The 13,480-nt window shown below is 41.0% G+C and carries 11 protein-coding genes; 7 read left to right on the top strand and 4 right to left on the bottom strand.

Going from position 1 to position 13,480, the window contains the following annotated elements:
* The 4 genes from ACT3QR_RS13535 to ACT3QR_RS13520 form a co-directional block, all read left to right on the top strand.
* Window positions 1-1,828 (top strand): DNA methyltransferase (locus ACT3QR_RS13535; RefSeq protein ID WP_444521845.1); only part of this gene is annotated, 1,828 nt, incomplete at its 5' end.
* A 1,243-nt stretch (window positions 1,829-3,071) separates the two neighbouring features.
* Window positions 3,072-4,571 carry a SulP family inorganic anion transporter gene (locus ACT3QR_RS13530; RefSeq protein ID WP_415679871.1) on the top strand — a complete coding sequence of 500 codons (1,500 nt, stop codon included), beginning with the start codon at window positions 3,072-3,074 and terminating at the stop codon, window positions 4,569-4,571.
* 82 nt (window positions 4,572-4,653) lie between these two features.
* Entirely contained in the window at window positions 4,654-5,517 is an 864-nt protein-coding gene (locus ACT3QR_RS13525; protein WP_444521844.1) for a universal stress protein, read from the top strand.
* Window positions 5,518-5,750: 233 nt separating this feature from the next.
* On the top strand, window positions 5,751-6,383 hold the full coding sequence (locus ACT3QR_RS13520; protein WP_439276162.1) for a recombinase family protein: 633 nt from the start codon (window positions 5,751-5,753) through the stop codon (window positions 6,381-6,383).
* 11 nt (window positions 6,384-6,394) lie between these two features.
* On the opposite strand, the gene ACT3QR_RS13515 is transcribed toward ACT3QR_RS13520, so the two are convergent.
* The 4 genes from ACT3QR_RS13515 to ACT3QR_RS13500 all read right to left on the bottom strand — a co-directional run bounded on the left by ACT3QR_RS13515 (window position 6,395) and on the right by ACT3QR_RS13500 (window position 10,000).
* Entirely contained in the window at window positions 6,395-7,048 is a 654-nt protein-coding gene (locus ACT3QR_RS13515; protein ID WP_444521843.1) for a hypothetical protein, read from the bottom strand.
* A gap of 188 nt (window positions 7,049-7,236) precedes the next feature.
* Entirely contained in the window at window positions 7,237-8,115 is an 879-nt protein-coding gene (locus tag ACT3QR_RS13510; RefSeq protein WP_439276161.1) for a replication initiation protein, read from the bottom strand.
* A 362-nt stretch (window positions 8,116-8,477) separates the two neighbouring features.
* Entirely contained in the window at window positions 8,478-9,452 is a 975-nt protein-coding gene (locus ACT3QR_RS13505; RefSeq protein ID WP_439276160.1) for a hypothetical protein, read from the bottom strand.
* Window positions 9,453-9,538: 86 nt separating this feature from the next.
* Window positions 9,539-10,000, bottom strand: coding sequence for a hypothetical protein (locus ACT3QR_RS13500; RefSeq protein WP_444521842.1), 462 nt, complete (start codon window positions 9,998-10,000; stop codon window positions 9,539-9,541).
* 872 nt (window positions 10,001-10,872) lie between these two features.
* Here ACT3QR_RS13500 and ACT3QR_RS13495 point away from each other — a divergent pair.
* The 3 genes from ACT3QR_RS13495 to ACT3QR_RS13485 form a co-directional block, all read left to right on the top strand.
* A complete protein-coding gene (locus ACT3QR_RS13495) occupies window positions 10,873-11,244 on the top strand; it encodes a hypothetical protein (RefSeq protein WP_444521841.1) in 372 nt (123 codons plus the stop codon).
* Between the two features lie 245 nt (window positions 11,245-11,489).
* Entirely contained in the window at window positions 11,490-12,440 is a 951-nt protein-coding gene (gene repM / locus ACT3QR_RS13490) for a replication initiation protein RepM (protein ID WP_192524296.1), read from the top strand.
* A 69-nt stretch (window positions 12,441-12,509) separates the two neighbouring features.
* Window positions 12,510-13,480: type IIL restriction-modification enzyme MmeI (locus ACT3QR_RS13485; RefSeq protein WP_444521840.1), on the top strand; the 971-nt coding region annotated here is incomplete at its 3' end.

The raw sequence follows: 13,480 nt of genomic DNA, 5'->3' as shown, positions 1-13,480 counted from the left end.
GAAAAATATCTTAAAGGTCATCAATTCCTTATTTCTGCAAGACTTGCGTGACGAGTTCGCCAAGTGCGCCAAAGACAAGCCACGCGCAATCAGGCTTTACAACAAACTGCCCACGCTCAAGTTTTTTGACCCAGCTTGCGGCTGCGGTAACTTCCTTATCATCGCCTATCGAGAGCTACGCTTACTAGAAAACCAGTTGATTGCACAGATTTATGGTGATGAAAGGGGCTTACTCGATATTAGCAGTATGTGCCAAGTCACCGTGGATCAGTTCTATGGCATCGAGATTGAGCCACACGCCGCGCATATCGCAAGGGTGGCCATGTGGATCACCGATCACCAGTTAAACCAAGCCACTGCTGACCTGTTTGGCACAACGCGCCCCACAACGCCCATTGTGTACAGTCCACACATCACTGAGGGTAATGCCCTACAAATTGATTGGGAGAGCGTTCTAGCGGCAAATGAATGCGATTTTGTGATGGGTAATCCGCCGTTTATTGGTTATACCTATCAAAGTAAAGAGCAAAAAGCGGATATGGCGCATGTGGCAGGTGATATTAAGAAGTCTAAAACTTTAGATTACGTGGCTGGATGGTATATCAAAGCCATGCACTATATGCAGTTGGTCACAAAGCAGAGGCATCATGTCGAAACGGCGTTTGTATCGACCAATTCCATCGTTCAAGGTGAACATGTAGCGGTGTTATGGCAGTATTTGCTTGAAAACTGCGGTGGGTATATTAACTTTGCTCACCATACCTTTAGATGGACGAATGAGGGCAAAGGTGTAGCAGCGGTTCATTGCGTCATCGTTGGCTACTCGACACACGAGCGTCAAGAAAAAACCATTTTCAGTTATGACGATATAGCCGCCGACCCTATACCAAATAAAGCAAAGTTAATAAACGGATATTTGATAGGTTCGCCTATCGTTTTTTTTGATCGAAAAAACAAACAAGTATCTAATGAAAATATAATGGCGAAAGGTAGCCAGCCTACAGATGGTGGGAACTTGCTACTATCTAATGAGGAATACTTAGAGCTATTAGAAAAAGAGCCGCTAACCGAAAAGTATTTGCGCCCCTTTATAGGTTCACAAGAATTTTTAAACGATGTTAAACGCTGGTGTTTGTGGTTCGATGGTGTCGATCCAATAGAGTTAAATAAGGATTTGGCACAGATGCCAAACGTCGTACAGCGGTTAGAAAACATCAAGGCAATGCGAAGTGATAGCACTAAAAAAGCCACGCAAAAGCTGGCAGCTACGCCTCATCTATTCAGCGAAATACGCCAACCATCTTCAGGGAGCTATCTTTTAATCCCTAGCGTATCATCAGAAAATAGAAAATACGTACCTATAGGCTTTTTTGATCATACAACGGTATGCAGCAACCTTGTTTTTAGCTTACCTCATGCAAGTTTATACCACTTTGGAACGCTCTCTAGCAGTATGCACAATGCCTTTATGCGCTTAACAGCTGGTCGCCTAGAAAGCCGTTATCGCTATTCAAATAGCATCGTCTATAACAACTTCCCCTACCCCTTTATGGCAGAAGATGACAGCAGCAAGGCGACCAAAGCGCGTGATGACATTGCCAAAGCCGCACAAGCGGTCTTAGACGCTCGTAAGCTCTATCAAGACGGTAGTGAAGACGCACCTACTTTAGCCAAGCTATACAATACATATATGATTGATCCTTATCCTGAGCTAACTAAAGCCCATGCTGCGCTGGATAAGACAGTGGATAAGGCGTATGGCTATAAAGGCAAAGGGGATGATGCGAGTCGCGTTGAGTTCTTGCTAAAGCAGATAGCTGAGGCTTAGAGCCACGATCTAAAAATCTTATTAAGCGCCACTGACCTTTAGTTAGAGATAACTAAAGGTTTTTTTGTGCCTGAAATTTAGTGATTTACGTATGAGAGAGAGGCGCGGAACACCCCTCAAAGCCTAGTAAAAAGGTCATTCATAATAGTATTAGGCGGATCGGAAATAATGGCTCTAATTCGATACATCAACGGATAGCGTGGATTTGCCCAATACACGCCAAACGTACTTGTTGAGCTTACAGTAAAGGACTTTAATAACGATAACGGAACTCTGTCCCGTAAGATTAAGCAATCAATGTCAGTAAAATGAGAGTTATAACTGGGAGATCAACTATTTGCGGTGTATTACGTGCAATACACCGTGATTGACATCGAGTATCTATTGTTATTTTTAGATAATTAGCACCTGAACCGCCTCATTTAGTCCGATTTTCTGATGTTCAATAAAATATCAGTCGTAAGTTATTGAAAGACAATACCAACCACCTTCAATGTATAAAAGGGAAACCCTCATGAAAAATCTAGACACACTCTCCTTAGTTGTAGATATTTTGTTTTTGATCATAGAAATCATTAAATTATCTATAGAGGTAATACCGTTTTTCTAAGTAAGTATACCTATAAGCAAGCAATTAGGTACTTTCACTGGTTCAGTTCCCTAGTGAGGACTTGAATCTTGGACTGTATGCTAATGATAGCAATAGTTTGAGTTATTGAAGCAACATCGGTGTACTTCGTTGTGTACATCCAGTGAGTTTTTCGAGAGTGAATTAGCTTATTTTTGATTTCTATAAGTACTGTTATGGGAATAATAGCCAGATATTTTTATTGACTGGTGCTATGTATGTTAGAATCACGAGAAATATTACTCCTTTAATCTAAATAAGTCGTTTACTACAAAGATGAATATTCCGCCTTAACTGTTTGACCCCCTCCTAAGTAAATAATTGCTCCCTATAGCAATTTCTGTCATAGAGCGTTTTACGCTTTTTCCTGTGCACACGCACTGCTTTAATGTTTGTATCTATAATCGATTTATCTATCGAGTCATTATAAGCAAGCTATTAAAAGCAATTTATGACAATAACTCGCTAAATATGATGTTTCACATTTTCACATTCCTTGATTGGTAGGCATTATGCCTAGCTGAGAGTGTGTCAGACCTTTTATTTTAGATACCTCTTATCTTAGATATCGCGATTATTGACAGACTAAAGCAGTTCATAAAAACTGAGTTAAACATGTTAACTACTATTAAAGAACATTGGTTATCCAATGTTAGAGGCGATGTCCTAGCTGGTATGGTTGTCGCTCTAGCCCTTATCCCTGAAGCCATTGCTTTTTCGATCATTGCCGGTGTTGATCCCCAAGTTGGATTGTACGCCTCATTTTGTATTGCCGTAGTGATTGCTTTCGTTGGCGGACGTCCGGCGATGATTTCAGCCGCAACCGGCGCGATGGCATTACTTATGGTGACATTGGTGAGAGAGCATGGCTTGCAGTACTTGTTAGCCGCCAGTGTTTTGACAGGGGTGATACAGATTATCTTTGGCTTTTTGAAGCTGGGTAATTTGATGAAGTATGTCTCTCAATCTGTCGTCCTTGGCTTTATTAATGCTTTGGCGATTTTGATTTTTATGTCACAGATTCCTGAGCTGATGCCGCAAGATGGCTCAAACCTAGTTCACGTCTATGGTCTGGTGGCGCTGGGCTTAATCATTATCTATGGTTATCCGTACATTCCTAAAATCGGCAAAGTAATTCCGTCACCGCTGGTCAGTATTGTGTTGGTAACGGCAGTAGCCATTTTATTAGGCGCAGAAGCACGTACCATCAACGATATGGGTCAGCTGCCGGATACTTTGCCGATATTTTTACTGCCTGATATTCCTTTGAATCTAGATACCTTGTTGATTATTTTGCCGTATGCGATAAGTCTTGCAATTGTCGGTTTGCTTGAGTCTATGATGACCATGACCATTGTGGATGATTTAACCGATACCAAAGGTGATCGTACCCAAGAGTGTAAAGGTCAAGGTATTGCCAACGTCGTCAGTGGTTTTTTTGGTGGTATGGCAGGCTGCGCGATGATTGGACAATCTATTATCAATGTAAAATCAGGCGGCTACACACGTCTATCCACCTTGGTTGCAGGGGTGTTTTTATTATTGATGGTTGTATTCTTAAGTGATTGGTTAAAAATTATCCCGATGGCAGCACTGGTTGCTGTCATGATCATGGTGTCGATTGGTACTTTTAACTGGGGTTCTTTTAAAGAGCTAAAAACCAAGCCGCTACAAAGTAATATTGTTATGATTACTACCGTTGCTGTGGTGGTTGCAACTCATAACTTAGCGTATGGCGTATTAATTGGTGTGCTGTTATCAGCCCTATTCTTTGCCAATAAAATTGAGCGCTATATGAGCGTACATACGCAATTAGATGAGGCAGAACGAACGCGTTATTACTTCGTTAATGGTCAAGTATTCTTTTCATCGTCAGAGCGTTTGATTGAGTCATTTGATATCAAAGAATCTGTCTCTAAAGTGATTATTGACGTATCGCGAGCGCATTTTTGGGATGTGACGGCAGTCGCTGCCATTGATAAAGTCATTATTAAGTTTCGCCGAGAAGGGACTGAAGTTGAGCTAATAGGTCTGAATGAAGCAAGCCAAGCGATGATAGAGAAGTTCGGCGTTCATGACAAACCTGACGCTGATCAAAGCTTAGGTGCTCATTAATAACGTCTACTAACGATAGTGTCCATCAAGCCTATTAGTTTTGGTGAAGTGGACACTCTAAATTAAAATTTAAGGACAAATAATGAACACAGAACAGCATATTTTAGCGTGTATCGATGGTTCAGCCGTGACGGAATCGGTTTGTGATTATGCAGCATGGTACGGCAGCCGATTAAATTTACCAGTAGGCTTATTACATGTGAGTGATGTTCCTGCTTCAAGCAGACGTGATTTATCAGGAGCAATAGGCATTAATAGTCGTCAGTTTCTATTAGAAGAACTCACGCAACTCGATGAGCAAAGAGCAAAAGTCGCTAATAGCTATAGCGATGCGTTGGTCAATGATGCAAAAAGCCATATTCAAAGTCGCTTCGATAGTATGGACGTGAAAATTTATCAACGTCACGGCAAGCTGCTGCCAGCGATTGAACACTTCAATAGCAAAAACCGTGTCATCGTTATGGGACGACGCGGCGAAGATCACAAAGACAGCCGTATTAATATCGGTAGTCAAATCGAAACTGTGGCGCGCGCTTCCAGCGTGCCAGTGTTGATTTGCTCAGAGAAGTTTAAAACGCCCAATTCTTATATGATAGCATTTGATGGCAGTAAAACAGCCATTAAAGCCGTTGATATGATTGCGAAAAGTCCACTGTTAAAAGGTCTGCAAGGGCATATCGTCATGATAGGTAATGATGATGCGACCTCCAAACACAGTTTAGTAATGGCTACCGAGAAATTAACAACTTCAGGCTTTACAGTAGAAGCGCATCATTTAACTGCCTCTGATGCTGTTGATGGATTATTGGCTTTTCAGCAGCAAAATGCGGTCGATATTATTGTCATTGGTGCTTATGGCCATTCTAAATTCCAACAGCTATTTGTTGGCAGTACTACGACAAAGATCATTGCTAAGACGCTGTCGCCAGTCATTTTGATTCGCTAAGATATCAAACAATCACTTTGGCAAATCATTGCACCCATGATAGGCACTAAATTCGCTTAATTAGAATCGTTACTGATCTGATTAAGTGGGTTCTATTTTTTTAATAGTATTAAGCATATATGTTTTGGGCATACCCCAACAGAACTACCAAAACCGACCGAATAAGCACCATTAGCACCACATAAAACAGACTGCTATAATGAAACCACTTATAACAGTCTGTGAGATCTATTGTGCTGATCCGAGCCTACCTTCGCGCCTCAACCAAACAGCAGGACGCAAGCCGCGCCAAAGCTGAGCTTACCGCCTTTGCTAAAGAGCATGGCCACAAGATTGCAGCCTTCTACGTTGAGAATGAATCAGGAGCGACGCTCACGCGCCCACAGCTGATGACACTCATTGATGAAGCATCTGAGGGCGATATTATCCTAGTTGAGCAAATAGACCGTCTTGCACGGCTTAATCAGGCTGATTGGGATACCTTAAAGCAAATGTTATCAGATAAAACACTGGCTATCGTCTCAAAAGAGCTACCCACCTCGTTTATGGCGTTCCAATCAGACAAAAGCAGCGAATTTATGAGCAGTATCTTACAAGCTATCAATTCGATGATGCTTGATATGCTCGCTGCCATTGCCCGTAAAGACTATGAAGACCGCCGCCACCGTCAAATGCAAGGTATCGCTAAAGCTAAGGCTGAAGGCAAATATAAGGGGCGCGGTAAAGATGTTAAAAAGCGCAAGGTAATTGCTAGTCTCTTAAATTCTGGTCTCAGCTATAGTGACATTCAAAAGACTACTGATTGCTCCCGTCATCTGATCGCTAGTGTGTCAAAAGAGCTTAAAGAAGGTGACAGTAGCTTCTAGAGCCAGTGTAACTATCTAGGTTTATCGTTTAATAATGAGACTACGTTTTGGTGTGAGCATAACCACTGAGCAGTATCACAGCAGCGATATCCAATTAATTTTATGATCACCTCATAATCCTTATTAAGATCCCTTCTAAAAATCGGCTCATGGTGGGCAATACGATTTCTGAGCCGTCTGATCTTTTCCAAATCGTTATAGATCTCACTTCTCAACGCCGCAACGTCGCTATAACTAGGCGCATAGGGAAAAGTATCCCTAAGATAAGGTAACCACAGCTGATCATCATGACGACTTGTGAACATCTTTTGCCAAAACACAAAATTTAGCTCAGGAATGACTTTGTTCACATCGGACACTTTATCTCGTGCTTTCTGCACGTTGTTTCTAGGGTTGTAGCCATGTCTAGGATTGGGTAGGGTATTTATGAAACCAGTCTCCCAAGGCCACTGGTTACCATGTTGCTTAAACAATACCTCTGAAACGGCATTTCTGATAGTCACCTCGCAAATATGTAAACAAGGAAAAAATGCACCTGATATGTTGGCATTCCATTGATACAGTTCTAGAGCCTCATCTAGAGTAACCGTATATTTTTCATAAGTAGATAATCTTGGCTGTGACAAGGTACTCCTGATCACATCAGCGTTAAGCATTGAATTCATACTGATAAAGCCTTATAATTGAATTGTGAGCTAGGGGTATCGTAGGTTAACACCTCCCCCCTAGACGATTGCGAAAACCCTGCCTTTGTGCAGGGTTTTCTTTTTTTACCCTAGGAGCACATACACCACCCACAAAAAGCGCTGTTATCTGATTTAGGCTTATCTGGTGCAGCTTTTAAGAATAATTATCATTTGAATCTTTTCTTATCGTCATAGTATGTTCGTCTAGAAATACCCAGTTCTTCCCAAGGCTTTAATGATTGCTCTGAAGTTGGATCAGGTTTGCGCTTAGACACTTTGCCGCCTTTACTGCCTTTAATCGCCTGACGGTGTATAAACTCATGATAGTGGTAGCCATCACGTTTCCAGCAATATTTGGCAATGCTTTTGGCAGTGGCTTTGATCTCTGAGTAAGGTAATGGCTCAGGAAACGCCATATTGACGCTCAGGGCATGTTTAAGCACTGAGTTATACCATAACTCCCACTGCTTGCCTCGATGCTCTCTGACGGCCTTATACGCCCAATGACGCACGGTATCAAATAAGGTGCAGTTGCGACCAAGGCCGCTTTGCTTCTCGGTGGTGTTCAAAGCGCGTAGCTCGATAAATTCAGCTAAATAGTCCAGCTTATATTTTTCATCCGTCCATACCTCGGTACGCCAATAAGGGTGTAAGGGATTTTTGGTGATGAAGTTGCTGTATCCTGAATCAGCGCGAGTGGCTCTGATCAGTCCTGCTTGTATGGCGGCTAGGTATTTTAGGGCTTTGATACTGCCGTTTTCACTGGTGCAAACAGGTTTTTCTAGCTCATAGACGATGTGCGCGTGACCATTCACAGGGTTTTGGGTCGTCCAGCGCGGCGGCGGCAGGTATTCTTCAGCCCAGCGCATTGCGCCATGTGGATGATCAATATCTAAACCGATAAAGTGGGTCATGCAGGGCGGATTGTGCTGGATGTAGCGCTTTTTAACAGCGATCTGTTTTGGCTGGATACTAAGAGTGCCTAAATCATCAGTGCAATAAGGCTTGTAGGGCAGGGTTGGGTATAACTCAGGTAGCAGTAACATAACGCACACTTGTATTAGTGTGCCTGCTGATATAAAATATAGGTACGATTTTTGGGTTTTATATCTGCTGACACGGATTAAAATTCAATCAACCCCTAGTGTTGGTAGCACTGGGGGTTAATCATTTCTAGGGTTTGAGTTTACGCGCTCGTTATCTCAACGTCAAACAGCTAACGACACTTATCAGCTGCAATCAATGCTCTAAGTCGGCTTGCTGCTTGGCTGTTAGACGTGGCAACTCCTCTATGCGATAGCTAACTTTGTTCATATTGTCTCCTTTCAGCTCTCATAGCTCTTCTACACAATCTAAGGCATCAAAATACCTTGTATCAGCAGATACAAGGAATAGGGTTAAACAGTCGTTAGCAGTCCATATCTTTTTTTCGAAGTAGCATATTCACCCACTCTGCTTCGCGTTTCTTAATTTTTTCTCTATCAATACCCACTATTTGCCATTTATACGTCTTGAACTCAGAATTTTTTAGATGAGTAGTAAGTTTAAAAGCTCTATAAGTGGGGAAAAGGTAACTTGTTTTTCTAATCTCTTTAGTCAAACGTACACGAGATACTTTACCACTTTCCTCTTTCGCATAAGCTGCATGTTCAATATCTGAAGGTGATAAGTCTTCTAACCTTGTTGCTTCTGCCCATAGCAAATCAATCAAAATCAAACAACGTCTTCGAATACCGTCATGATAGATAAGCCAATCTTGCAGTTCTCTACGTACTTCCTCATGCCTTGATAACTTTCTATATCGTCCAGTTTCGTCTCGCAGCGTGTCATATGACTCACAATCATAATATACATCTAGTAAGACCCTAAAAGGACGACTATGACGAAGTAACTCACTACCAAACAAAGGGTACACGTCCTTTATATTTAATTGCCCTTGTAGTATTCTCAAGCACACATCACTTAGGGTGTTGCATATATAACTAATGGATTCTAGCGCCCAAACTGAAGGCGAAGTATCCAAGTTTTTTCTAACTAATTTACTTAGCTCTGATTGCAAACTTTTACTTGCAACTTGATAATATTCATCTTCACCTCTACCCACAAACACTACAATAGCCCAATACCTTCTATACTCATTCCATCTGGATCTGTACTCTTGAAGCAAAGCTAACTGGTTCTGTCTTTTCTGGCTTATAAGCATCATTACTTGAGCAATACCAACTAAAACTAATAAGCTTGTCAAAATTGACATTATTAATTCATTAAAATCAGATTTTTCAGTTACAGTCTGGATATTTATCCTATCTTCTTCTAAAGCTTTTTTTTCTAAAAGATTGGTATTTATAGGTGTTTTTTCATAGGTGTTATTAAACGTACTCACACACGCTGTCGCTATTATGATAAATACAGCTATGCTCAAAATCTTTATTCTATTAAGCATTTCTAAGCATTTCCTCTATTATTTTTTTAATTTTTGCGACTCCAACTTTTAATGGTCTTACTCTCATAACCTCTTGCCTTGGCAAGCTCTACTGCCAAACGATTAACGAATTTTAGCTTGCTGGTCATATTATCTTCTTCGTTCATATCTTCAGCATATTTCTCTATTGTCTCGCGTGGTACGCCTTCAGAAAGGCAGATATTCGACATAAGATCTATTTGGGTATCAAGCTGAGAATTTGCATTTCCTATCTGAATTTTTAAGGCTTTAATCTCAGCGTCTTTGGCTTTTAACGCCTCATTTCTAGCCGCCAGTACTGCCGTTTGATAGCTATTTTCTGCTCTGTCATAAAGATCACTAACCTCTGTAATAACGCCTTGAGTGATCAAAGATTCTACATAGCTGGTGAGCGTATTTGGCGCATTTTTGCATAAAAAGTCGTGTAAATCAGCATCAATTCTAATATTGAGTTTTTTGCGATTTTGCATCAGTTCTAAAATCCGTTTGTGGTACAAGTTAAGCCTTTATTATAAAGGCTTTTATAAGAAAAAAAACATAATTTGTGGTACTACGTGCCCTTCGTTTGTCATACACGTAAACCCTTACGCTGTATGGCTTTGCGCGTTTGCAACCAGTTGCGTAGTGTGTGTACTTATATTCTGCCGTCGGCACGACAGTCCTTTTGGCAAGTTTTGCTTAACTTGCCAAATGCGTTCATCAAAATTATTTTGCTGCGGATTTTGTGGTTTTTTTTGGGCTGCTTGGATGTTCTAGGCGGTAGTTTTTTGGTGAAATGAGAATTTGAGAGATCAAATTAGATCGGGTGAAACGTCAGATTTTATTTTGCTGATCTTGTCAGCTGCTCTATAAAAATTGGAAGCCTAGCCGTGATCATAATTTTTCTGACTTGAAGGAATATTCCTAAGCTGCTGCTTAGGAACTTTTGATTAATTCTTGATGCTACAGATAACGATACTGATCACTTGTGTTCCATTTGGTCAGTAATAGCGTTCTCACTGTCACTAAGAAAAAGTCGTCTTATGAACTGCGACCAACTAAACCCTATCCAAAAATACCCCATTTTTGACGGCGGTAGCCTATCCTGCAATCCTAAAAATATCCTCTACCACCTCCATTTTTCTATTTAGGTTCAACTTACTAGCCTCATTAACATGATTTTAAAACTGATACGTTCATTTGGTTTCATATGCGTTCAAATAGATTCATTAGCGTTCAAAAATTCGTTTCAAGAAGCTGCAATACGTTCAAATAGTTTCAAATACATTCATTTGGTTTCATTGGTGTTCAAAGGTACTATAGGAGCTACCAATGATGATCAATCAACCATGCAGGGAATATTATGGCAAAAAGTAAGCTGACGAAAAATGCTATCCGCTTCATTATCCAAAAGCGAGAGGATTGGTATGTTAACTACACTTTTGACGACATTGCTAAGTTATTAAAACAAGAGTTTGATATCAACATCACTGAACAAGGGGTTAGTAAGAGTTATCGTAAGCACAAAGATGATAAGTATTTTCAAAGTGGGCAGCTTGTAGCTAATAACGGTGATACTGAGGTTATGTCAAAAAAAGAGAAGTATGAAAGTAGGGTTAGATCGCGTCGTACAGATAACTCTGTGCCTGAACCTTATTTAGACAATAATGACCAGCGTGATTTTGATGAGAGTGCAGGTAAAAATTATGATGTGAACGAATTTTTCTTGAAGTAGATTTTATTAAATAAAAAATAAAAAAAGGTTTTTAATGTTTTTAAAGCTTTTAAAAGCTTTTACGTCCGCTGTAAGCCACGTTATTAAAGGGTTTCAAAGTCAATAAAAGGACGTTTTACGACCCATTAAAGGACGTTTTACGACCCATTAAAGGACGTTTTACGACCCATTAAAGGACGTTTTACGATAATTAAGGGACAATTATGTTACTCTGTCTTTAAATAGATTTGATAAGGCAGATAGTCGTGTCAGGTAAGAATATAGTCTCGAAAGATAATGATCTAATAGGAGCAAGCTATCGACTAGGTGTCGCAGAGCAGCGTCTTATATTTCTAGCGATCATTGAGGTACGTGAACAAAACAAGTTTATCAATGTAGGCAAACCGCTACGCATATATGCAAAGAGCTATGAGCAGCAATTTAGTGTCGCAAAACATACCGCGTATGAAGCGATGAAGCGGGCAGTCAATGGTCTATACGAAGCAGGGTTTACTTATATCAAGGCAGATGAAACAAGCGGCAAACCAATCACTTATAAAAGCCGGTGGGTAGAAAAGATTGCTTATGCTGATGAATTAGGATGTGTAGAGCTGACCTTCTCAAGTGATATCATACCCCTTATTACACGCCTTGAAAGATGCTATACAGAATATGACCTAAAGCAGGTAAGCGCGCTACAAAGCGAGTATGCGATCCGGTTATATGAGCTTATGATCCAATGGCGGACAGTGGGCAAGACAAACAAAATGGCGCTTGATGATTTGCGTGCAAAATTAGGTGTAGAACCTGACCAATATACCGCAATGTCAGACTTCAAAAAGCGTGTACTTGACCTTGGTATCAAACAAATTAATGATCATACTGACATTACAGCCAGTTATGAGCAGCACAAAGAGGGGCGCAGGATTGTAGGGTTTACCTTTAAATTCAAAGCGAAAGCTAAGCCTAAGAAGGCTTTAGAATCAAGTCGAGATAGTGACACAGCAGATATGTTCACCATCGATGGGCTAAGCGATAAGCAGCTTGGGCGCATTGCCCGAAATCCGCAGTTTATCGCAGACTACAATCACATGGTTAGCTCAACGAGTCCAGCTGGTCAGAGCGAACAAGCGTGGGAGTTTGAGATGATTAATCGCTTGAAAAAAGACGCTTCACAGTTTAAAAAGCGCCCTGTTCGAGAGTATTTGGATTATTAAGTCTTCAAAAAACCAAAATATTGCGTATCATTAGGCGCACTCCTAATAATCCATACAACAAGGCGATCCATGAGTTCAGACTATCAGCACATCCGCGAGCAGCTGCAATTAGTTATCCACGATTACAAAGATGCTGAGGGCTATGAGAGGGGGCAAAGTCAGAACTTTTGGACGCAAGTATTCAATGCTTACGGCGTAGCAGGTCAGACCCAGCTAAAAGCGTTTGAGCATCGTCTCAAAAAAGACAAGTCACAAAAGTACGTGGATGCCTTTATTCCAAAGCTTGTGATGATTGAGCAAAAAAGTCGCGGCGTTGATTTAAACAAAGCCTATAACCAAGTTAGCAAATACTATGAACGCCTAAGCAATGCTGACAAGCCGCGCTACATCGTGCTTTGCAACTTTGATGAGCTGTGGATCTTTGATCTTGATAACCCTTTAAACATCAAAGAGTATAAATGCGCTTTAACTGACTTACCTAAAAACGCTGAATGGCTAGGCTTTTTAGTGCCTAGCACTGAAATGACGGAGATCATCGAGGAAAACCCGATTAACCGTCAGGCAACCGAAATGGTGGCCAAACTGCATCAAGCTTTTATCAATGACGGTGTGGATGCTGACGAGCTGGCACTATTCTTAACGCGTCTGATATTCTGTTTCTTCGCTGATGATACTGGCATCTTTGGGCAAAACAACCTTTTGCATGGCTTACTTAAAAACCACGCAAACCCTGATGGTAGCAACCTCAACGAAGTATTTAGCACCCTATTTAATACACTAAACACTGAAAACCGATCAAGCCGTCTGCCACAGCACTACGCTGATTTTGCCTACATTAACGGCGATCTGTTCGCTGATACCATCAGCATTCCTTACTTTGATGAAAACCTGTATAACCTCGTTGTTGACTGTAATGGCCTTGATTGGAGCGAGATCAGCCCTGCTATTTTCGGTTCAATGTTCCAAAGCGTCCTTGATATAGATAGCACCGATAATAGCGATGACAAACGCCGCGAGTTCGGCGCTCACTACACCAGTGA

Origin of the sequence: Psychrobacter sp. AOP7-B1-25 (assembly GCF_052376195.1) — a bacterium.
GTDB lineage: Bacteria > Pseudomonadota > Gammaproteobacteria > Pseudomonadales > Moraxellaceae > Psychrobacter.
Note: the sequence above shows the minus strand (reverse complement) of the source record. Positions and strands in the feature narration are given on the sequence as shown.

Excerpts from the sequence above, each read along its gene's own strand:
- ACT3QR_RS13530 (WP_415679871.1), top strand. The coding sequence starts at position 3,072 with ATGTTAACTACTATTAAAGAACATTGGTTATCCAATGTTAGAGGCGAT.
- ACT3QR_RS13525 (WP_444521844.1), top strand. The coding sequence starts at position 4,654 with ATGAACACAGAACAGCATATTTTAGCGTGTATCGATGGTTCAGCCGTG.
- ACT3QR_RS13515 (WP_444521843.1), bottom strand. The coding sequence starts at position 7,048 with ATGAATTCAATGCTTAACGCTGATGTGATCAGGAGTACCTTGTCACAG.
- ACT3QR_RS13510 (WP_439276161.1), bottom strand. The coding sequence starts at position 8,115 with ATGTTACTGCTACCTGAGTTATACCCAACCCTGCCCTACAAGCCTTAT.
- ACT3QR_RS13500 (WP_444521842.1), bottom strand. The coding sequence starts at position 10,000 with ATGCAAAATCGCAAAAAACTCAATATTAGAATTGATGCTGATTTACAC.
- ACT3QR_RS13495 (WP_444521841.1), top strand. The coding sequence starts at position 10,873 with ATGGCAAAAAGTAAGCTGACGAAAAATGCTATCCGCTTCATTATCCAA.